General features: G+C 62.7%; 22 protein-coding genes. 12 read left to right on the top strand and 10 right to left on the bottom strand.

Annotated elements, in window-relative coordinates:
- Positions 1-3: 3 nt before the first annotated feature.
- The 8 genes from ACZ5RT_RS14510 to ACZ5RT_RS14475 all read left to right on the top strand — a co-directional run bounded on the left by ACZ5RT_RS14510 (position 4) and on the right by ACZ5RT_RS14475 (position 7,559).
- Positions 4-1,020, top strand: coding sequence for a TRAP transporter substrate-binding protein (locus tag ACZ5RT_RS14510; protein ID WP_108427944.1), 1,017 nt, complete (start codon positions 4-6; stop codon positions 1,018-1,020).
- 44 nt (positions 1,021-1,064) lie between these two features.
- A complete protein-coding gene (locus tag ACZ5RT_RS14505; RefSeq protein ID WP_108427943.1) occupies positions 1,065-2,951 on the top strand; it encodes a TRAP transporter large permease in 1,887 nt (628 codons plus the stop codon).
- Positions 2,952-2,955: 4 nt separating this feature from the next.
- Positions 2,956-3,891: an SMP-30/gluconolactonase/LRE family protein gene (locus ACZ5RT_RS14500; RefSeq protein ID WP_464452921.1), complete on the top strand. Its 936-nt coding sequence runs from the start codon at positions 2,956-2,958 to the stop codon at positions 3,889-3,891.
- Positions 3,892-3,984: 93 nt separating this feature from the next.
- Positions 3,985-4,248 (top strand): hypothetical protein, encoded by a 264-nt coding sequence (locus tag ACZ5RT_RS14495; RefSeq protein WP_422171672.1) that lies wholly within the window; start codon positions 3,985-3,987, stop codon positions 4,246-4,248.
- Complete coding sequence (locus tag ACZ5RT_RS14490; RefSeq protein WP_291925673.1) at positions 4,248-4,676, top strand: TA system VapC family ribonuclease toxin; 429 nt, start codon at positions 4,248-4,250, stop codon at positions 4,674-4,676. Before ACZ5RT_RS14495 ends, ACZ5RT_RS14490 begins: the two co-directional genes overlap by 1 nt.
- Positions 4,677-4,753: 77 nt before the next feature.
- Entirely contained in the window at positions 4,754-5,911 is a 1,158-nt protein-coding gene (gene glcE, locus ACZ5RT_RS14485) for a glycolate oxidase subunit GlcE (protein WP_464452920.1), read from the top strand.
- Between the two features lie 11 nt (positions 5,912-5,922).
- Complete coding sequence (glcF, locus tag ACZ5RT_RS14480; protein WP_464452919.1) at positions 5,923-7,161, top strand: glycolate oxidase subunit GlcF; 1,239 nt, start codon at positions 5,923-5,925, stop codon at positions 7,159-7,161.
- Between the two features lie 53 nt (positions 7,162-7,214).
- Positions 7,215-7,559: an XRE family transcriptional regulator gene (locus ACZ5RT_RS14475; RefSeq protein ID WP_422171666.1), complete on the top strand. Its 345-nt coding sequence runs from the start codon at positions 7,215-7,217 to the stop codon at positions 7,557-7,559.
- Positions 7,560-7,580: 21 nt separating this feature from the next.
- Here the strand turns inward: ACZ5RT_RS14475 and ACZ5RT_RS14470 are convergent, their stop codons facing one another.
- The 4 genes from ACZ5RT_RS14470 to ACZ5RT_RS14455 are packed head-to-tail and all read right to left on the bottom strand — an operon-like array spanning position 7,581 to position 10,295.
- Positions 7,581-8,543: a GlxA family transcriptional regulator gene (locus tag ACZ5RT_RS14470; RefSeq protein WP_422171664.1), complete on the bottom strand. Its 963-nt coding sequence runs from the start codon at positions 8,541-8,543 to the stop codon at positions 7,581-7,583.
- Complete coding sequence (locus ACZ5RT_RS14465; RefSeq protein WP_422171732.1) at positions 8,531-9,436, bottom strand: EamA family transporter; 906 nt, start codon at positions 9,434-9,436, stop codon at positions 8,531-8,533. The genes ACZ5RT_RS14470 and ACZ5RT_RS14465 overlap by 13 nt, the downstream gene beginning before the upstream one ends.
- An 11-nt stretch (positions 9,437-9,447) precedes the next feature.
- On the bottom strand, positions 9,448-9,711 hold the full coding sequence (locus ACZ5RT_RS14460) for a DUF1272 domain-containing protein (protein ID WP_422171662.1): 264 nt from the start codon (positions 9,709-9,711) through the stop codon (positions 9,448-9,450).
- A 20-nt stretch (positions 9,712-9,731) separates the two neighbouring features.
- Complete coding sequence (locus ACZ5RT_RS14455) at positions 9,732-10,295, bottom strand: isochorismatase family protein (RefSeq protein WP_464452918.1); 564 nt, start codon at positions 10,293-10,295, stop codon at positions 9,732-9,734.
- Between the two features lie 520 nt (positions 10,296-10,815).
- Between ACZ5RT_RS14455 and ACZ5RT_RS14450 the strand changes: the two genes are divergently transcribed.
- Positions 10,816-11,202, top strand: a complete 387-nt coding sequence (locus ACZ5RT_RS14450) for a hypothetical protein (protein ID WP_464452917.1) — start codon at positions 10,816-10,818, stop codon at positions 11,200-11,202.
- Positions 11,203-11,247: 45 nt separating this feature from the next.
- Here the strand turns inward: ACZ5RT_RS14450 and ACZ5RT_RS14445 are convergent, their stop codons facing one another.
- The 3 genes from ACZ5RT_RS14445 to ACZ5RT_RS14435 all read right to left on the bottom strand — a co-directional run bounded on the left by ACZ5RT_RS14445 (position 11,248) and on the right by ACZ5RT_RS14435 (position 13,343).
- Positions 11,248-11,730: a glutathione peroxidase gene (locus ACZ5RT_RS14445; protein WP_464452916.1), complete on the bottom strand. Its 483-nt coding sequence runs from the start codon at positions 11,728-11,730 to the stop codon at positions 11,248-11,250.
- Positions 11,731-11,799: 69 nt separating this feature from the next.
- The gene (locus tag ACZ5RT_RS14440; RefSeq protein WP_464452915.1) at positions 11,800-12,696 is read right to left on the bottom strand and encodes an EamA family transporter; all 897 of its coding nucleotides are present in this window, start codon (positions 12,694-12,696) and stop codon (positions 11,800-11,802) included.
- Between the two features lie 11 nt (positions 12,697-12,707).
- Entirely contained in the window at positions 12,708-13,343 is a 636-nt protein-coding gene (locus ACZ5RT_RS14435; RefSeq protein ID WP_464452914.1) for a DedA family protein, read from the bottom strand.
- A 192-nt stretch (positions 13,344-13,535) separates the two neighbouring features.
- On the opposite strand from ACZ5RT_RS14435, the gene alr reads away from it, so the two are divergent.
- Both alr and ACZ5RT_RS14425 read left to right on the top strand, forming a co-directional pair.
- Positions 13,536-14,633 carry an alanine racemase gene (gene alr / locus ACZ5RT_RS14430; RefSeq protein WP_464452913.1) on the top strand — a complete coding sequence of 366 codons (1,098 nt, stop codon included), beginning with the start codon at positions 13,536-13,538 and terminating at the stop codon, positions 14,631-14,633.
- A gap of 84 nt (positions 14,634-14,717) precedes the next feature.
- Positions 14,718-15,641 (top strand): DMT family transporter, encoded by a 924-nt coding sequence (locus ACZ5RT_RS14425; RefSeq protein WP_416559785.1) that lies wholly within the window; start codon positions 14,718-14,720, stop codon positions 15,639-15,641.
- 10 nt (positions 15,642-15,651) lie between these two features.
- Here ACZ5RT_RS14425 and ACZ5RT_RS14420 read toward each other — a convergent pair whose 3' ends face one another.
- Both ACZ5RT_RS14420 and ACZ5RT_RS14415 read right to left on the bottom strand, forming a co-directional pair.
- Entirely contained in the window at positions 15,652-16,413 is a 762-nt protein-coding gene (locus ACZ5RT_RS14420; RefSeq protein WP_291925694.1) for a sulfite exporter TauE/SafE family protein, read from the bottom strand.
- A 352-nt stretch (positions 16,414-16,765) separates the two neighbouring features.
- Complete coding sequence (locus ACZ5RT_RS14415) at positions 16,766-18,490, bottom strand: GMC family oxidoreductase (protein ID WP_464452912.1); 1,725 nt, start codon at positions 18,488-18,490, stop codon at positions 16,766-16,768.
- Positions 18,491-18,748: 258 nt separating this feature from the next.
- Between ACZ5RT_RS14415 and ACZ5RT_RS14410 the strand changes: the two genes are divergently transcribed.
- Complete coding sequence (locus ACZ5RT_RS14410; RefSeq protein WP_464452911.1) at positions 18,749-20,131, top strand: Fic family protein; 1,383 nt, start codon at positions 18,749-18,751, stop codon at positions 20,129-20,131.
- A gap of 321 nt (positions 20,132-20,452) precedes the next feature.
- Here ACZ5RT_RS14410 and ACZ5RT_RS14405 read toward each other — a convergent pair whose 3' ends face one another.
- On the bottom strand, positions 20,453-20,779 hold the full coding sequence (locus tag ACZ5RT_RS14405) for a LacI family transcriptional regulator (RefSeq protein WP_194944739.1): 327 nt from the start codon (positions 20,777-20,779) through the stop codon (positions 20,453-20,455).
- Between the last annotated feature and the right edge of the window lie 2 nt (positions 20,780-20,781).

Below are 20,781 nucleotides of genomic sequence, written 5' to 3'. Positions count from 1 at the left end.
GAGATGACCCTTTCCCGCCGTTCCGTTTTGCGCACTGCTGCCGCCGCGTCCGTGGCCGCCTTGCCCATGAGCCAGGTGCTGGCCCAGCCCAAGGCCGAGTTCACCTACAAATACGCCAACAACTTGCCGGTGACCCACCCGATGAACCTGCGCGCCAAGGAAATGGCCGCTGCCATCCTGGCCGAGACCAAGGGCCGCGTGGACATCCAGATTTTCCCGGCCAGCCAGCTGGGCAACGACACCGACATGCTTAGCCAGCTGCGCGCTGGTGGCATCGAGTTCTTCACCCTGTCGGGCCTGATCCTGTCCACCCTGGTGCCGGGTGCGGCCATCACCGGCCTGGGTTTTGCCTTCCCTGACTACGACACCGTCTGGAAAGCGCTCGACGGCGATCTGGGCGCGCATGTGCGCAAGGAAATCAGCAAGGCCAACCTGGTGGCCATGGACAACATCTGGGACAACGGTTTCCGCCAGATCACCTCGTCCACCAAGCCGATCCAGACGGCCGACGACCTCAAGGGCTTCAAGATCCGCGTGCCCGTGTCGCCCATGTGGACGTCCATGTTCAAGGCCTTTGACTCGGCCCCGGCCTCGATCAACTTTGCCGAGGTGTATTCGGCTCTGCAAACCAAGGTGGTGGACGGTCAGGAAAACCCGCTGGCCATCATCGACACCGCCAAGCTCAACGAAGTGCAGAAATACTGCTCGGTGACCAACCACATGTGGGACGGCTTCTGGTTCCTGGCCAACCGCCGCGCTTGGGACCGTCTGCCTGCCGACCTGCGCACCATCGTGGCCAAGCACATCAACGCTGCTGGCCTCAAGCAACGCGCCGATGTGGCCGCCATGAACGCCACGCTGCAAAAGTCGCTGACCGAGAAAGGCATGGTGTTCAACAACGCCAAGGCCGACACCTTCCGTAACCGCCTGCGCCAAGCCGGTTTCTACACCGAGTGGAAAGCCAAGTTCGGTGACGAGGCCTGGGCCTTGCTGGAACGCTACAGCGGCAAACTGGGCTGATCGGCCACGGCGCAGACAAGATAAAAACGAGAAACAGCACACTTATGACGGACGTTCAGACCCAGCCGCTTTTGGGCGGCGAGCACTATTCCGCACCAGAGGCTGCCGGCCCGGGCGGTGGTCGAAAAGCGTCACGCTGGATGTTCCCCCTGGAGGCGGTTTCGGCCGCCCTGATGGTGGGCATTGTGGTGTTGCTTCTGGCGGCTGTCTTGTCGCGTTACGTGTTTGCCAATTCGATTGTCTGGATTGACGAGGTCGTGTCGACCTCGTTCATCTGGCTGACCATGATCGGTGCCGGACTGGCGATGCACCGCAACGAGCATTTGCGCTTGTCGCTGGTGGTCGACAAGCTGCCAACGCGCGTGCAGCCGTATGTGCATGCCTTTGCACTCACGGTGGTGGTCGCGTTTCTGGTGGGTTTGCTGCCTTCGGCGGTGGAGTACGCCCAGGAAGAATGGTTCATCAAATCGCCCGCGCTGGACTTGCCCAACACCTACCGCGTGGCGTCCATCCCATTTGGCTTGGGCGTGATGCTGCTGATTGTGCTGGCCTACGCTGCGCGCACCGTGCCTGTGCGGGCGCTGCTCAGCGCGGCTGTGGCGGTTGGGGCTGTGGCCGCTGTTTGCCATGCATACAGCGCCACGCTGCCCAACTTGGGCAGCTGGAACATGCTCATCTTTTTGGTGGGCGTGGTGGCGGTGTGCCTGATGGCGGGCGTGCCGATCGCGTTTTGTTTTGGTTTGGGGGCGCTCAGCTATCTGGCGTTCACCACCCAGGTGCCGCTCTTGATCGTGGTGGGGCGCATGGACGAGGGCATGTCCAGCCTGATTCTGGTGTCGGTGCCGATTTTTGTGCTGCTCGGCTGCGTGCTCGACGCCACCGGCATGGGCAAGGCGATTGTGGATTTTCTGGCCTCGCTGATCGGCCACGTCAAGGCCGGCATGTCCTATGTGCTGCTGGGCTCGCTGTTCATTGTTTCGGGCATCTCGGGCTCCAAGGTGTCGGACATGGCCACCGTGGCCCCGGCGCTGTTTCCTGAGATGAAGCGACGCGGCAACAAGCCCAAGGAAATGGTGGCCTTGCTGGCCACGGGCGCGGCGATGGCCGACACGGTGCCGCCCAGCATTGTGCTGATCGTGCTGGGTTCGGTGGCGGGTGTGTCGATTGCCGGGCTGTTCCAGAGCGGCTTTGTGGTGGCGATGGTGCTGCTGCTGTCCTTGTTGGTGCTGGCCCGCTGGAAGGCGCGGCATGAGCAGGTCGAGGGTGTCAAGCGTCCACCGATTTCGGTCATCGGCCGCTTTTTGCTGGTGGCGGCCCCCGCGCTGGTGCTGCCCTTTTTGATCCGCAGCGCGGTGGGTGGCGGCGTGGCCACGGCCACCGAGGTGTCCACCATCGCGGTGTTGTATGCGCTGGTGATTGGCCAGGTGATGTACGGCGGCATTGGCCTGCGCAAGTTCTACGACATGCTGGTTGAGACGGCCGCCTTGTCGGGTGCGATCTTGTTGATCTTGGGCGCGGCCTCGGCCATGGCCTGGACCATCACCCAAAGCGGCGTGGTGCAGCAATTGTCGAGTTTTCTGACCACTTTGCCGGGCGGCCCGATCGCTTTTCTGGCCGTCACCATCGTGGTGTTTCTGGTGCTGGGGTGCTTGCTGGAAGGTTTGCCTGCCGTGCTGCTGCTGGCCCCCATCATGTTCCCGATTGCCAAGAAGCTGGGCATCCACGACATCCACTACGCCATGGTGGTGGTGTGTGCCATGAACGTGGGCCTGATGATGCCGCCCATTGGGGTGGGCTTTTATGTGGCCTGCCGCATTGGTGACGCCAAGCCCGACGAGGTGATGGGCGCCATCTGGCCCTATTTGGTGGCTTTGTTGCTGGGGGTGGTGGTGGTGGCTGCTGTGCCCGCGATTTCCACCTTCGCCTTGTAGCGCCATGACCTTGGGGGATGCAAGCCCTTGGCGAGCCCTGACCGCCGAACCCGGTGGCTTGAGCGAGTCGCCTTTCTGGCACCCGACTGAACAACGCCTGTACTGGGTGGACATTCCAGACCGTCGCATTGCACGCGTGGCGGTGCAGGGTCTACAGGCCCAGGGCCCAGTCGACTACTGGCCCCTGCCGCAAGAGCCCGGCTGCATCGCACCAGTGCAGGGCGGTGGCTTGGTCATGGCCCTGCGCGATGGCATTTACCTGGCGCGCGAATGGGGGGGTGACTTGCAGCTTTTGGCGGCTGCGCCTTACGACACCACGCGCCTGCGTTTCAACGACGGCAAGTGTGATGCGCAAGGGCGCTTTTGGGCGGGCAGCCTGTACGAGCCCAAAGACCAGGCGCTCGGCGTGCTTTACATGTTGGACGGCCAAGGCCTGCACGCCATGATGGACGGTGTGGTGACGGCCAACGGCCTGGCCTGGTCACCCGATGGCCGCACCACGTATTGGGCCGACACGGCCGCGCACCAGGTGCGCGCCTTTGACTTTGAGGCGACGACGGGCCAACTGTCAGCCCCTCGCGTGTTCCATCAAATGGCCCCCAAACCCGCAGGCTGGAGCTGGGGAGATGGCAGCCCCTATGGCGGCCGCCCCGATGGCGCGGCGGTGGACAGCGAAGGCTGTTACTGGTCCGCCCAATACGAAGGCCAGCGCTTGCTGCGCCTGTCGCCTGCAGGTGAGGTGCTGGCCGAAGTGAAAACCCCTGTGCCTTGCCCCACCATGCCCTGCTTTGGCGGGCCAGACCTGAAAACCCTGTTCATCACCACTTCGCGCCAGGGCCGCAGCCCGCAAGAGCTGGCGCAGTATCCCGATGCCGGGTGTGTGTTTGCGATGCGGGTGGCGGTGGCGGGCTTGCCGGTCAATGGGTTCGAGGCGTTTTGAAGCCCATGGAGGATGCCCCTGTTGAAACAGGTGCACCAGATATGATGGACGTTTGATGTGATAACATCAAACATCAAGACATCAGGAGCTGAGATGCGAACCACCCTGGACATTGCGGACGACGTGCTGTTTGCAGCCAAAGAAATTGCCCAAAGAGAGAAAAAGTCGATTGGACAAGTCATGAGTGATTTGGCGCGAAAGGCATTTGCAGTGGGGGCCTATCAGCCGCAAACAGCTCAAGCCGTGCCCCAGGTGTCAGAACGCCTGGCCCAATACGGCATTCAGCCCTTGCCTTCACGGGGTGCGGTCATCAGCAATGAGCTGATCGAACGATTGCGCGATGCCGAGGGTGTTTGATGCGTGCGCTGTTCGATGTCAATGTGCTGATTGCCTTGCACGATCGCGATCATGTCCACCATGTCCGTGCCGCGCAATGGTTTGAAAACCACATTCAACATGGCTGGGCCACCTGTGCATTGACCCAAAATGGGTGCCTTCGCATCATGGGGCAGCCTGGTTACAGCAGCCCTCAACCCATCCCCATGCTGGTCAGCATGTTGCAAAACTCCACAAGAACGGCGCATCATGCTTTTTGGTCCGATGAGATCAGCCTCTTGGATCCGCAGCAGTTTCAACATGGGCACATTCACAGCGCGAGGCAGTTGACGGATTTGTACCTCTTGGCCTTGGCCGTCAAGAACCAAGGCAGACTGGTGACGCTGGATCAACGAATTCCGATCAGTGCAGTGCGCGGCGCAACCCCAGCGCACTTGGTGGTACTTTGATACGCCCAATTTCCCACAACCCATTCGTTCAAAAAATTCACGCGGTTCCCTGAGGCCGAGGGTTACCATCTTGGCCCATGGAAGCTCAACTCAATTCCCTCATCGACGCCGTGCGCCAGGCGGGTGCGGACGGCCGCGTGCTGCGTTTGCGCGGCAGCGGCAGCAAAGACTTTTGGGGCCAGAGCCTCACGGGCGATGTGCTCGACACCCGGGGCTACCGGGGCATTGTGAGTTACGAGCCCAGCGAGCTGGTGGTCACGGTGCGCTGCGGCACGCCCTTGGCCGAGCTGGAAGCGGCATTGGCCGAAAAGGGCCAGTGCCTCGCGTTTGAGCCGCCGCATTTTGGCCAAGGCTCGGAAAATGGTGCAACGGTGGGCGGCATGGTGGCCGCAGGGCTGAGCGGCCCGGCCCGCGCCACCGCTGGGGCTGTGCGCGACTACGTGCTGGGCGCGCGTTTCATCAACGGTCTGGGCGAGCACCTGACCTTTGGCGGTCAGGTCATGAAAAACGTGGCCGGCTACGACGTGAGCCGCCTGATGGCGGGCAGTTGGGGCACGCTGGGCCTGATCACCGAGGTCAGCCTGAAGGTCTTGCCCGTGGCCCCGGCCGAGGCCACCTTGATGATGGCGGGTTTGGCGCAAGGCCCGGCGCTGGATTTGCTGCACCGCTGGGGCGGTCAGCCCTTGCCCCTGAACGCCAGCGCCTGGGTGCGCGACCCCACGGCCCAACCCGTGGCCGACTATTTGTTTGTGCGTCTGCGGGGTGCGGTGGCGGCCGTGCAGTCGGCCATGGCCAAAATGAGTGCCGATGCCGTCGCCCTGGGTGCGCAGGTGCAGGCCATGGACAACGCCGAAGCCGCGCAGGACTGGCGCGCCAGTGGTGAGCAGACCCTGCCGTTTTTTGACCCACCCAGCCCCGATGCCTGCCTGTGGCGTCTGTCGGTGCCGCAAACGGCGCCTTTGCTGGATTTGCCTTATGCCCAGTACATCGAATGGCAAGGTGCACAGCGCTGGCTGTGGGCACCCGCCTCGGCGGCGGTGGCTTTGCGTGAACTGGCGCAATCGGTCGGTGGCCACGCCACCTTGTTCCGCGCCAGCGTCGCCCACGCCGAAGTGGACAAGGTCGCCGGGGTGAACACCCCGCTGGACGCCGTGCAAGCGCGCATTCAACAGCAATTGCAAAAGCAGTTCGATCCGAAAGGCGTGTTCGCCACCGGTCGCTTGCACCCCCTCTGAGGCGAATCGCCATGCAAACCCACCTCGCCCCCGAATACCAAAACACCCCCGAAGGCCTGGAGGCCGAAGCCATTTTGCGCAAGTGCGTGCACTGCGGTTTTTGCACCGCCACTTGCCCCACCTACCAGTTGCTGGGTGACGAGCTCGACGGCCCGCGTGGCCGCATCTACCTGATGAAGCAGGTGCTGGAGGGCGAAACGCCCACCCGCAAAACCCAGATGCACCTGGACCGGTGCCTGACTTGCCGCAACTGCGAAAGCACTTGCCCGAGCGGCGTGCAATACGGCCACTTGGTGGACATCGGCCGCAAGCTGGTGGACGCCAAAGTCGAGCGCCCCGCCAGCGAAAAGCTGGTGCGCTGGGCGCTGAAAGAAGGCCTGCCTTCACCCCTGTTTGCCCCAGCCATGAAGATGGGCCAGATGGTGCGCGGCCTGCTGCCTGAGAGTCTAAAAGCCAAAGTGCCTGCGCCGCAAGACGCCGGTGCCTGGCCCACCCGCCAGCACGCCCGCAAGGTGCTGATGCTGGCCGGTTGTGTGCAGCCGAGCATGAGCCCCAACATCAACAGCGCCACCGCCCGCGTGCTGGACGCTGCCGGTGTTCAGGCGGTGACCGCGCCCAAGGCCGGTTGCTGCGGCGCGGTCAAGTTCCACCTGAACGACCACGATGGCGGCAAAGACCACATGCGCGCCAACATCGACGCCTGGTGGCCACTGGTGGAGAGCGGCGAGGTCGAAGCCATCGTGATGAACGCCTCGGGCTGCGGCGTCATGGTCAAGGACTACGGCCATGTACTCAAAGACGACCCGGTGTACGCCGACAAAGCCGCCCGCATCGGCGCCCTGACCCGCGATCTGAGCGAGCTGCTGCCCGAGCTGGTGCCGCTGCTCAAACCCAAGCTGAAGCCCGAAGCGCTGCAAGCCGCAGGCCTGCAGGCCTACCACCCGCCCTGCACGCTGCAACACGGCCAACAACTCAAAGGCGGCGTGGAAAAGCATTTGGGCGATCTGGGTTTCCAGATCAAGGTCACGGCCAACGAGTCGCACCTGTGCTGCGGCTCGGCAGGCACCTACAGCGTGCTCAACCCCGAGCTGTCCAAGCAGCTGCGCGACCGCAAGCTGGGCCACCTGAATGCGCTGGAGCCGCAAGGCGTGCTGAGCGCCAACATCGGCTGCATCACCCACCTGCAAAGCGGCAGCGGCCTGCCCGTGCGGCATTGGGTGGAATTGTTGGACGAGGCGATCAGCGGCTGAGCATCAAAGAACACAAAGAAGCACAAAATTTAATTTCTGTTAAAGTTTGTGTTATGCCAAAGCCCTCTCTTGCTGCCGACCACCTGCCCGCTTCAGCCGCCAAAGCGCTGCGGGATTTGGGTGAAAACTTGGCGCTGGCCCGTCAGCGCCGCAAGGAAAGCCTGCGCGCTTGGGCCAGCCGCATGGCCGTGTCGGTGCCCACGCTCATCCGCATGGAAAAGGGCGATCCTTCGGTGGGTATGGGTGTCTATGCCACTGCGCTATGGCTCATGGGGCGTCATGCTGCATTGCCCGAAGTGGCGGCACCTGCACAAGACCTGAATGCGCTGGAGCAAGACATTGAAGCCGTGCGCCAGCGTGCGCGGCGTCTCTCGCGAAAGTCAGTGGACGTGACTTGAGTTAAGGGGGCGACACTTTGATTAGCTGTTCATGGATGGCGTGTTGATCGACACCCACCGCTGCCACACCCTTCTGAAATCTCGCGCCGAGCCAAAGCCGCAGGCCTCGGCCAATTGTTCCTGGGTCAGCGCCGGTTGTTGTGTCAGCAGTTCGCGTGCCCGCGTCATACGCAGTAGCTGTTGGTAGTCCACTACGCTGATGCCGGTGTGCAGCATGAACAAGCGCGACAGATGCCGTGGGCTCACGCAGGCCATATCTGCCAGCTCGGGCAGCGTCCAGCGGTGGGCGGGGTCTTGGCTCAGGCTTTGCGCGATGGCATCTTGCGCCCTGTGTACCGCCGGGTGCATGTGATTGCGGTGCGCCAGCCAGGGCGACAGCTGCGGGTCATTCGGGCCACGGCGGGTGTACATGACCAAGCGTCGCGCCACTTGCGCCGCCAACGCGGCACCGGCCACTTGTTCAACGATATAAAGCGCCAGATCGATGCCGGTGGTGATGCCTGCGCTGGTCAGCACTCGCCCGGCGTCCACAAAAATCCGGTCGGCTTGCACTTGTGCCGTGGGGGCCAAGGCTTGCAAATCATCAAGGAGCGTGTGGTGTGTGGTGCAGCGCAGGCCGTTGAGTTGGCCCGCCATAGCCAGCAGCAACGCGCCCGAGCAGATGCTGCCCAATCGCGTGTCCGGCCGCATGGCGGTTTGCAGCCAGCGCACCACTTGCTGGGCTGCGGGCGTTGCATAGTCTTCGCGCTCGTGGCTGTTGCCGGTGATCAGCACCAGGCTGTTGGGCGGCAGCGGCTGGGGCAAGGGGTCAAGACCGGTCAGCTGAGTGCCCAGCGAAGTGTTCACGTCAGGGCGTGGCCCACAGGTGTGCAGCACCAACGGGGCACCCATGTCACGCGCCATGCGCAGTGCCTCTGCGGGTCCGGCGTAGTCGAGCAGCAGCACGCCCGGGGTCACGATCAGGTAAACGATCAGGGCTTGCATGCCCAGCGCTTCAACAAAGGTTGACCAAACACGTTCATGAGCAGGCCCAACATCAGAAGTGCCCCGCCGGCCCAGTGCAGCGGCCCCAGTGTTTCGCCAAAGACCAGCCAGCCGGTGCTCAGGCCCACCAGCGGCACCAGCAGCGTGAAGGGGGCCACGCGGTTGGTGGGGTAGCGGCTCATCAAATAGGTCCACAACCCATAGCCCAGCAGAGTCGCCATCCAGGCCAGGTAGGCCACCGCCGCGAGCGTGCCTGGCGTCAAATGCGTGAGTGCCTGGACGATGGCCTCAGGTCCCTCCAGCCACAGTGACAAGCCTAAAAACGGCAGCGGTGGCACCAGGCTGGCCCAGACCACAAAGGCCAGTTGGTTCATGGGGCCATATTGGCTCACCAGCCGTGTGACGATGTTGCCGCACGCCCATGACAGCGCCGCCAGCAGCGTGAGCCCAAAGCCCAGCAGGGGCAAACTGGCCCCGGACGCCACTGCGCCATGCGCCACACCGATCAGCACCAGTCCGGCCAACGCCAGCAAGAGGCCCGCCAACTGATGCGCATGCCAGCGCTCATGCAGCCACCAGCTGGCCAGCAGCAGCGTAAAAAACGACTGCGACTGCAGCACCAGCGAAGCGAGGCCAGAGGGCATGCCCACATGGATGGCGCTGAACAAAAACGCAAATTGACCGACCGAGATCGTCAACCCATAAGCCAGATACCAGCGCAGCGGCACGCGGGGTGCCTTGAACAAGAGCAAAGCCGGAAATGCCGCCAGCATGAAGCGCAATGCCCCCAGCAGCAGGGGCGGGACGCCGACGATGCCGATTTTGATGACGGCAAAGTTGACGCCCCACACCCCGATGACGAGTAATGCCAGTGCCAGGTCTTTGGGTCGCATGGGCAGTGTGCTCATGCTTTACCTTCGGCTGTTACGGGCTTGCATCCTTGTGGTTTAAACACCCGCTCCGTCGATGCCGGGTTGTTCAGCAGCTTGGCCGCCGGGCGTACCGGGCGGCGCACCAGTTCACCGCCGCAATTGGGGCAGATGCCTTGCAAGCGCGTGTCGGCGCACTCGGCGCAAAAGGTGCATTCAAACGAGCAAATCCGCGCATCCAGTGCCGCAGGCGGCAGGTCGCGGTTGCAGCATTCACAGTTGGGGCGTAGCTGGAGCATGGGGTTTCCTGGCGGGCGGTTCAAAGGCTGGACAGGCAAGTATCCACGGTCACGATGCGCGCAAAGCGATCGGCCAAGACCAGCTCGGTGCGCGTGGTGATGGCTTGGGCGCTGAAGGTCTGGCTGCTGCCTTTGTGCGTCATCGGGAAAGTCAACGTCGCTTCGGACACAAAGTCCACCGCATAGCCCAGGTCCGAGCCGACCCGTGCCGTCGTTTCGCAACACTGCTCGGTGCGGATGCCGCTGATGATGAGGCGCTGCACGCCGCGCCTGCGCAGCCACACATCGAGACCGGTGTCGGTGAAGGCGTTGTGCACATGCTTGTCAAAGCGTGCGGCGGGCTGGCCCGGCAGCCAGTTCATGGGGCGGATCAGGCCGGAGTCGGCGCGAAAAGGGCCATCGTTGTCGATGTGAAAAATATGCACCACCGGTACATCGGCCTGACGGCAACCCGCCTCCAGCTTCAGGAGCGCTTGCTGAAATGGCGAGGCATGACCCGAAGGCCAATACGGCATGTGCTCAAAGGATTGCTGCACATCGATGATGAGCAGGGCGGATTTTTGGGATGTGGCTTGGCTGGTCATGGTGTGCGGGTGCAGGTGTTGAACATGTGGCCATTGTGCGAATCACACTTGGCGCTGCACAGGGCTGGGCGAGACCAGAAGGGGACGAAAAAGGACAGATTGAAATAACCCCACTCCGATCGGATCTGGCGCCCAAGTGGGCAGCAATTTCGTTAGAGCAAGGCTTGATGAAGCCTGTAAGCAATGGGAATCCCCATGAAATCCCGCGCAGAAGCGATACCGCACGCTAGGGCCAATGGTGTGGGTGGGAACAAGGTCTCTGCCAGTGCCTGGCATTGGCGTTCAGACCATCAGGAATGCTGTTGCTGATCCACCATCCTTGAAAATTTAACGTGTGACGTTCAGATTTCAAGGATGAATTCAAAAATCCAGGCCCCTTGAGCGCATTCAACCGAAGTTCAAAGTCCTTGTCCCCCATCCGGCAAGGCCCGCGCCCGAGCACGCCAAAATGTCCACCCGGGTAGGATGGAACGCTGAGATGGCAGACCGCGCTTGCAAAGCGCAAACAAAGGACAAGACGATGGCGATACCTTGGTTGATGGCGCTCAAAGTGATTCCCTGGGGCGATGTGATCGAACACGCGCCTTCGGTGCTCAAAGCAGCACGCAAGCTGATGGATCGCCAACCCCCTCAGCCGCCCGGTCAAGCAGGCACCCCCGCCACAACGACACCAGTCAGTGCGGTGCCCAGCTTGGGAGAACTCAAAAACGCCCTGATCGCCGCGCAAGGCGAGATCGACCGTCAGGCCCAGGCCCAACGCGAGCTGACCGAAACCCTGGCCGAGTTGGCCGAGCAGAATGCACGCTTGGTCAGCGCCGTGGAAGTGCTGCGTCTGCGCACGCGGGTGTTGGTGTGGGGTGGCGCAGCCATGTTGGTGTGGTTGGCCGTGCTGACCTGGCAGGCCTGAACAGGTTCAGACCAGGGATGGCGCAGGCTCGACTCGCGCTGCCGGTCAAGCTGTCAGCGCCGCCTCAATGTCCTTGGCGATCTTCTCCGGCGAGTCCTGGGGCGCATAGCGCTTGATCACCCGCCCATCGCGCCCCACCAAAAACTTGGTGAAGTTCCATTTGATGGCCTTGCTGCCCAGAATGCCGGGCGCTTCGGCGGTGAGCCATTGGTACAGCGGGTGCGCCTCGTCGCCGTTCACCTTGACCTTGCTCATCATCTGAAAGCTCACGCCGTAATTCTTTTGGCAAAAGTTGGCAATTTGCGCGTCGTCGCCCGGGTCTTGGCTGGCGAATTGGTTGCAGGGAAAGCCGAGCACGGCAAGGCCTTGTGCGCTGTACTTCTGGTGCAGCTTTTCCAGCCCGGTGAACTGGGGCGTGAAGCCGCAGGCGCTGGCGGTGTTGACGATCAGCATCACCTGACCCTTGTAGCGCGACAGGGGCACGGTTTGGTGGTCGATGCTTTGGGCTTCGAAGTCGTACAGGCTCATGGGTGCTTTCCGGTGGAAGTGGGCAAAAGGACATCATGCCAGCGACAGCCCCTGGCTGTGTCAGCCGATTCACTTGGCCTTGTGGCCCGGACCGACGATGGACAGCAAGGCCGCCAGCAAGATCAAGGCACCGCCGATCAGGGTGCGGCTGTCCCAGCTGGACGCCCCCAGCAAGACCGAGGACACGCTGGCAAACAGCACCTCGGACAGCATGACCAGCGCGGTGGTGTGGGCGGCCAGGCGGGCGGCGCCGTATTGCAGCGCGAGGTTGCCCAACAAAAACGAGATGCTCAGCAGGGCCACCAGCGGCAACCAACTCCAGGCAGGGGCCGCGCCCACGGCCACCACGCCCGTGGCCAGGCCCGCCAAGGCGGCCAGCGTGGCCATGACTGCACCGCCGCCAAACATGGCCAGGGTGCGCGAGGCGCTGGGGGTGTCTTTGAGCTTGAGCAGCAAGGCGTTGGTGATGGCAAACGTCAGGCCGCCCATCAGGGCCAGGCCATCGGCCAGGCTCTCGGGCACGGGCCAAGGGGTCTCGGGGGTTTTGAGCACGATGAACAAACCGGCCAGCGCCAGCAGCAAGCGCAGCAAGGCCATGGGGGTGGGCTTTTCATCCAGCAGCCACCAGGCCACCAGCACCGACCAGGCGGGCATCAAATAAAACAGCAGTACCACGCGTACCACGTCGCCCACCGTCACGGCCCAGTTGAAGCCCACATTGGTCAGGCCCGAGGCCAGCAACAAAAGCCACAGCCCGGGGTGCTTTCGCCAGCTCAGCAGCTGCCCGCTGCGCCACAACCACAGAGCGATGGACACGAACACAAAGGCGTAGACCAGCGCGGTGGCCCACAGCGGGTGCAGGCCCTGGGCTTCGAGTTGTTTGAAGGGCCACCAGCACACGCCCCAGACAAAGGCGTTGAGCAGGAGCCCGGCCACGGCCAGGCTTTTGGGAGCGGCTGGGCCCATGTCCGGGCTTGTCAAGACGGGTCGTTGGGGGTGTCGGCGGCTGCAGTGGTCTGGCGTTTGCGCCACCAGCGCCAACCCAACCAGACCACACCGATGCCCAGCAGGGCAAAAATGCCATGCTGGAACTGGCGCAGCACGCCAAACATCCAATCCCAGTTCTGTGCGCCAAAGTAGCCCAGATAAACCCAGATTGGCACGCTGATCAGAGCGGCAAAGCCGTCCATCAGGAACCAGGTGGCGAAGCTCACACGGTGGCTCATGCCTGCCGAGAAGAACACCGGGGTGCGCAGACCGGGCAGAAAGCGGGCCACGAACATGACCCATTTGCCGTATTTGTGGAAAGCGTCTTGCGCGCTGGCAAAGCGCTCGGGGGTCAGGATCTTGCGAAACCCGGGCAAACGGGAAATGCGCTGGCCATAAAGACGTCCCAGCGTGAACATCAGCCCGTCGCCAATCATCACGCCCGCCATGCCCACAACAAACATGGTGTGCACGTCGGCATGGCCCAGACCGGCAATCACACCACCCGTCACCAAGGTCACGTCTTCAGGAACGGGAACGCCGAAACCGCAGATCAACAGCATCACAAACACAGCCAAATAGCCGTATTCGGTGAAGATGGGCATCAGAAACTGAAAAACTTCCATGGATTACAAGGGTCAGCCAGCGCCTGAACAGCTCAGGCGGAATGCGCGGGGTTAACAGGCAGCGGGCCAGTGTAAATCATTTGTAAGCCCCTTCCCGCGCGGGGAAAGGGTGTGTTTACCCGATGGTTTGGGGCCGATTGGGCGCTCGCTCAAGCTGGCATACTTGACCCGCACTTTTTGCCCTCAGACCCCATGCCCCGCCCGATACAAGCCACCATCCACACCGCCGCGCTGCGCCACAACCTGGGCGTGGCCCGCCAGGCCGCGCCCGACGCCCAGGCCTGGGCCGTGGTCAAGGCCAATGCCTACGGGCATGGCATCGAGCGGGTGTTTGAGGGTCTGCGTGGGGCCGATGGTTTTGCGCTTTTGGACCTGGCCGAGGCCGAACGGGTGCGGGCTTTGGGCTGGCGCGGCCCGATTTTGCTGCTCGAAGGTGCTTTCGAGGCGCGAGACCTGGAGCTGTGCTCTCGCCTGCACCTGTGGCACACGGTGCATTGCGACGAGCAGATCGACATGCTGGCGCTGCACAAGACCCACGAGCCGCACCGGGTCTTCCTGAAGATGAACTCGGGCATGAACCGCTTGGGTTTTAGCCCACAGCGCTTTCGCTCGGCCTGGACACGGCTGAACGCCCTGCCGCAGGTGGACGAAATCTCGCTCATGACCCATTTCAGCGACGCCGACGGCCCCAAAGGCATTGCCGAACAAATGGCCCGCTTTGAAGAGGCCACCCGCGACCTGCCGGGCGAGCGCAGTGTCAGCAACAGCGCCGCCACCTTGCGCCATGCGAAAGATGCCGCTGTCAAGGCCGACTGGATTCGCCCGGGCATCGCGGTGTATGGCAGCGCGCCGGATTTCCCGGAACACAGCGCCGCGCATTGGGGTTTGCGGCCCGCCATGAGTCTGAATGCCCGGATCATCGCCGTGCAGGATTTGCAGGCGGGCGACAGCGTGGGTTATGGCTCCAGCTTTGTGGCCGATGGCCCCATGCGCATCGGCGTGGTGGCCTGCGGTTATGCCGATGGTTACCCGCGCGTCTGCCCCACGGGTACACCTGTGCTGGTGGACGGCGCACGCGGCCGCACCGTGGGCCGCGTGAGCATGGACATGCTGACGGTGGACCTGAGCAGTTTCCCCCAAGCCGGGGTGGGCAGCACCGTCACGCTGTGGGGGCAGTCGGCCCAGGGCGCGGTGCTCGGCATCGACGAGGTGGCCCAAGCGGCTGGTACGGTGGGTTATGAATTGATGTGCGCCCTGGCGCCGCGCGTGCCGGTGGTGCTGGAGGATTGACAGCTTGGCGGTCTGCCAGAGGTGCGGCGGCAGCTTGCTGCCAGCGTGACAAGCCGGGCTGATCGTTGGCCCCACAATCGCGGCATGCCCCACCGCACCCCTGTCCACCGACACGACCAACGCGCCTTGCTCGTGGCCTTGGTGCTGATCGTCATCTGGGGCGGTAATTTCACACTCCAGAAATACCTGTTTGGGCTGATTTCTCCGGGTGGTTTCCTGTGGGCGCGTTACCTGATCATGCCGCTGTGTGCCCTGGTCCTGATGCGCTGGCGTTTTGGGGTCTGGCTGCCGCCTTTGCCCCGCAAGGACTGGCAACACATGGCCTGGCTGGGCTTCATTGGGCACTCCCTGCATGTGGGCCTGGTGACTTATGGCATCCACTGGTCCACGGCGTTTTCCAGCTCGGTCATTCTGGCCTGTGGGCCGATTTTCACCCTGTTGATCCTGCGCATGCAGGGCCTGGAGCGCTTGAGCCTGCCCCAGATGGCCGGGGTGTCCTTGGCTTTTGGCGGGGTCTTGATGTTCCTGTCCGACAAACTGTTGGGTGGCAACTGGCGCGCTGGAGGGGGTGATCTGGTGCTGCTGGTGGCCGCGGGCCTCTTTTCTTATTACACCGTGGCGGTCAAGCCCGTGATGCAACGCCACGGCCCGGTGCTGACCATGGGCTACGCCACCTTGCTCGGCGGTCTGCCGGTGATGCTGCTGTCGGTTCCGGCAGGCGTGGATGCGCCTTGGTCCGTGCTGGATTTTTGGGCTTGGGTGGGCCTGCTCTGGTCGATCATGGTGTCGGCCTTTGCCGGTTGGCTGGCCTGGGGCTGGATCAACAATGTGCGCGGCGTGGCGCGCACGGCCCCTCTGATGTACCTGATGCCCCCGATGGCGGGCCTGTTTGCCTGGGCGTTGTCGGGTGAGCACTACACCTGGATCAAGATCGCCGGGGCGGGCGTGACCTTGCTGGGTGTGGCGCTGGCGCAGTACGCCGGACAGATCAAGTGGCGTTTGCGCTGACGCCGTCGATTCAGGCTTTGAGCCAGGTGTCGTAGGCGGTTTTGCAGATCAGGGCCAGCACCACAAAAATGAACACATGGCGCACAAAGCCCGCGCCGTGCTTGAGGGCCAGCCGGGTGCCAATGAGGCTGCCCACAATGTTGGCCGCACCCATGGCCAGGGCCAGATGCCACCACACATGGCCTTTGAGGGTGAACAATGTGAGTGCCGACAAATTGGTCGCCACGTTGATCATCTTGGCTGCAGCCGAGGCGTTCAGAAAATCGTAGCCCAGCACCCGCACATAGGCAAACACCAGAAAGCTGCCAGTGCCCGGCCCAAAAAAACCGTCATAAAACCCGATCACCAGGCCAATGCCTGCTGCGATCCAGGCCTCTTGTGCCCCGGCAAAGCGTGGCGCATGGCTGCGGCCCAGGTCTTTCTTGACCAGGGTGTACAGCAACAGCGCCGCCAGCAGCACGGGCAATATTTTGCGAAACAGGCTCGGGTCCACCTGGGTGACCACCCAGGCCCCGGCCAAAGAGCCCAGCAGACCCGCACCCGCAGCAGGCAGCAGGGACCGCCACGGCATGACCACCTTGCGGCTGTATTGCACGGTGGCAAAGGCAGTGCCCCAAATGGAGGCGCTTTTGTTGGTCCCAAACAAGGTGGCGGGCGCTGCCCCGGGGAAGGTGGCAAACAGGGCGGGCAGCAAGATCAGCCCGCCGCCGCCCACAATGGCGTCGACCAGGCCAGCCAGCAGCGAGGCCAGCGAAACAATCAGTAATTCCATGGCCTTGATTGTGGCATTGCGTTGCCAGTGGGCATGGTCAGGCTAGGTGGGGTGTTTTGTTGTGGGCCTCCCACAAAGGGGAAGATGAGCAGTCCAATGAACAGGCAAAAAAAAGCGCCGCTTGCGCGACGCTTGGAAAGTACACCTCGTTGGGATGTTGGTTCATGTTCGAGTTCTTGGGCTTGTTTGTCTCCTCGGCCCTCGGGATGCAAGTACTGCTTTGCATCGAGTGAGTGAAATGTAAGTGACCCAGAGCGCCTCTGAACTCAGGGATTTCCCCATTTTGGGGAAATCCCTGCCCAGAACTGACCTTGAACTGACGAAAAAGAGTCGTTTGGCATGCTTTTCAGGCTCAGGCAATGGCCTGGCGGGCGGCGTCTTCGGCGATCCATTGCGCCGCTTTCTCGGCAATCATGAGCGTTGGGCTGTTGGTGTTGCCGCTGGTGATGGTGGGCATCACGCCCGCATCGACCACGCGCAAGCCCGCCACACCGCGCACTTGCAGGCGTGGGTTGACCACCGCCATCGGGTCGTCTTCGCGGCCCATGCGGGTGGTGCCCACCGGGTGGAAGATGGTGCTGGCGATGTCCCCGGCCAGCTTGGCCAGTTCTTCGTCGGTTTGGTACTGCACGCCGGGTTTGAACTCTTCGGGTGCGAAAGGTGCCATGGCGGGCTGGGCCATGATGCGCCGCGTCACCCGCAGGCTGTCAGCGGCCACCTTGCGGTCCTCCTCGGTGGCCAGGTAATTGGGTGCGATGGCGGGTGCGTCGTCAAATTGGTTGGTCTTGATCTGCACTGTGCCCCGGCTGGTCGGGTTGAGGTTGCACACGCTGGCAGTGATCGCCGGGAAGCTGTGCAGGGGCTCGCCAAACGCGTCCAGACTCAGCGGCTGCACGTGGTACTGGATGTTGGCGTGCGGCTGCGACGGGTCGCTTTTGGTGAACGCGCCCAGCTGGCTGGGCGCCATGCTCATGGGGCCGGTCCGTTTGAAGGCGTATTCCAGCCCGATCATGGCCTTGCCCACCAGGCTGCCCGCCAGGGTGTTGAGGGTTTTGGCGTTCTTGACCTTGTACACCGAGCGGATCTGCAAATGGTCTTGCAGGTTGGCGCCCACGCCGGGCAGCTCGTGCTTGACCTCGACGCCTTTGTCCTGCAGCAAAGCGCCAGGGCCGATGCCCGACAGCTGCAGGATCTGCGCCGAGCCGATGCTGCCCGCGCTCAGGATCACCTCGCGGGTGGCTTTGACTTCGACCATCTCCACACCCGACCACACTTGCACCCCGGTGCAACGCTGGCTGCCGTCGGGCTGGGTTTCCAGGATCAGCTTGGCCACTTGGGCCTTGTTCCACAACTCGAAGTTAGAACGTGCATAGCAAGTGGGGCGCAGAAAAGCCTTGGCCGTGTTCCAGCGCCAGCCGGATTTCTGGTTCACCTCGAAATAGCTCACGCCCTCGTTGTTGCCCCGGTTGAAGTCGTCCGTGGCGGGAATGCCCGCTTGTTGCGCCGCTTGCGCGAACGCGTCCAGCACATCCCAGCGCAGGCGCTGCTTTTCAATGCGCCATTCGCCGCCGGTGTTGCGTCCGCGCAGGGTGTGTAAATAACTGCCCTTGGGCAAATCGGCAGGGGCCAGCAACTCGGACTTGGCCCCTTTAGCCCCGTGAAATTCGTTGGCCCCGTTGTAGTGGTCTTCGTGCAGCTTGAAGTAGGGCAGGGTCTGGTCCCAGCGCCACGCGTCATTGCCGGTGATCTGCGCCCATTGGTCGTAATCACGCGACTGGCCGCGCATGTAGATCATGCCGTTGATGCTCGAGCACCCGCCCAGCACCTTGCCACGCGGGTAACGCAGGCTGCGGCCATTGAGCCCATCGGCCGGTTCGGTTTGGTACAGCCAGTCGGTGCGGGGGTTGCCGATGCAATACAGGTAGCCGACCGGGATGTGAATCCAGTGGTAATCGTCTTTCTTGCCCGCCTCGATCAGCAGCACGCGCTTGCTGGCGTCGGCAGACAAGCGGTTGGCCAGCAGGCAGCCTGCCGTGCCGCCGCCCACGATGATGTAGTCGAAGGTGTTGTCGTTCATGTTGTACCTGGTCTCCTCAGCAGGCGATTGTGCCTTTGCTATGGCCGTTTTTCCCGATCGGACGTAGCGTCCGAGACTCGGGCTGGGGCGCGTGCCGCCCATCCATCATCAGCCTTGCGCCGGTTTTTCGACAAAAGAGCAGGCACATCAGGGTGTAAAAACGGCGTAAAACAGGTCTTTACGACACTTCATGTGTCGCATAAAATGGTTTGCGACACTTATTTGTCGCTAAGCATCTGCCACTTCAAAGCCCACCGCATGTCACGCCTGACTCCCACCCACGAGCTGGACAGCTTGGTCGAACTCATTGGCACCTCACCTGACGGCGTGGGCATTGACACCATCGCGCAGCAGCTGGGCATCCCGATCCACCGCCGCACTCTGCAACGGCGCCTGGCCTTGCTGGTGGCGCAGCAACGCATCGAGATGCTGGGCGATCGCCGCACGGCGCGCTACCGCCGCATGCCATCCGCCGCCATCCGCGCACAAGAGCCCGAAGCCGCTTGGCGCACAGCCCCGCCGCCCGATGACATGCCCGTGTCCGCGGCTGGGGCTGAGGTTCGCGCCTACGTCACCCAGCCGCGCCACCAGCGCCGCCCAGTGGCTTACCAGCCATCGTTCCTGGAGCAATACCAGCCTAACCACACGGCGTACCTTCCGCAGGACTTGCGCGAGCAGCTGCACACCATGGGCCGCTCGCCCGCCGCGCAAACCCCCGCCGGCACCTTTGCGCGGGACATGCTCAACCGCTTGTTGATCGACCTGTCTTGGGCCTCGTCGCAGCTCGAGGGCAACACCTACAGCCGCTTGGACACCGAGCGGCTGATCGCCTTTGGCCAGGCCGCCGAAGGCAAGGACGCGCTGGAAACGCAGATGATCCTGAACCACAAACAGGCCATCGAATACCTGGTGCTCAGCCCCGACAACGCGCTTGTGCAGACCGACACCGTGATCGCGCTGCACGCTTTTTTGTCAGACGGCCTGATGGCCGACCCCACCGCCGTGGGCCGCGTGCGCCGCCGCCCGGTGGAGATCGGCGGCAGCGTTTACCTGCCGCTGGCGCTGCCCCAGCGGCTGGAAGAGTTGCTGGGCATCGTGGTGCAAATGGCGGCCGAGATTGCCGACCCGTTTGAGCAGGCTTTCTTTTTGATGGTGCACCTGCCTTACCTGCAGCCATTTGAAGACGTGAACAAACGCGTCTCGCGCCTGGCCGCCAACATCCCGTTCATCCGCCACAACCTCTGCCCGTTGTCCTTCATCGACGTGCCGCAGCAAGCCTATGTGAACGCGATGCTGGGCGTGTACGAACTCAACCGCGTGGAGCTGTTGCGCGACGTGTTTGTGTGGGCCTATGAACGCTCATGCCAGCAATACGTGGCGATCCAGCAGACCCTGGTGCCGCCGGACACCTTTAGGCTGCGCCACCGGCAAGCCCTGGCCGAAGTGGTCGCGGCCATCGTGCGCCAAGGCGAAGCCGCCACCGAGCAGGCGGTGAAAAGCAAGATGCCCGACTCGGTGCCGCCAGATGAGCACGCGCATTTCACCGCGCTGGTGCTGGCCGAGTTTGCGGCGCTGCATGCGGGCAATGCGGTGCGGTTTGGGATTCGGCCGTTGGAGTATTCGGCTTGGGTGGAGCGGTAAGCAGGCGCTCGTGGCGCTGCGCTCATTCAACTTCGAGGTGCCCTTTTCGGCCAAAAGCGGACGATGCTGTTGTTGTATCAATCTGTGATTTAGGCTGGTTGTAGTCACTCGCGGTAAGTGGACGTCATAGTTGCGGCGATTACTACCGGTCATTTAAGCGGGAGGAGCTACGAGGACCGTTGTAATTGAAATACCGGTCACTCGACATGCCGCGTATGCGATCCGTGCTTATGCGAACATGATCGGGCGGTCTGGTGCTGGCTGTACAGACACCCCGCTGTCATGGAGTCAGTCGCCATCACTATCTTTTACAGTCCCGTATCACCAAATCCGTAACCGCTGCTCCTCCCACAGCGCAGGCGGGTCCACCGCAAGATCAAACAGCGTCAGGTGATCCGGCAGCGTATCCTCCAAAATCGCCTCGACGATGTCCGGTGCCAGCGTAGTCAAATTCACCATCCGGCTGACGTAGCTGTTGTCGACTCCCTCCAGCGCTACATTTTCAGTCAGGTTTTTCAACTTGCCGTACTCCAGCATTGCCAACCACCGGTGGCCCCTGGCCAGCGCCAGTTCCAGCGGTGTGGCCGCCACGTCCCACGGCCGCAGCAGTTTCCCCGGTCGCCTTGATTGCTCATTGGGCAGTCTCATTT

The sequence above is a fragment of the Limnohabitans sp. TEGF003 genome (assembly GCF_055395455.1).
Note: the sequence above shows the minus strand (reverse complement) of the source record. Positions and strands in the feature narration are given on the sequence as shown.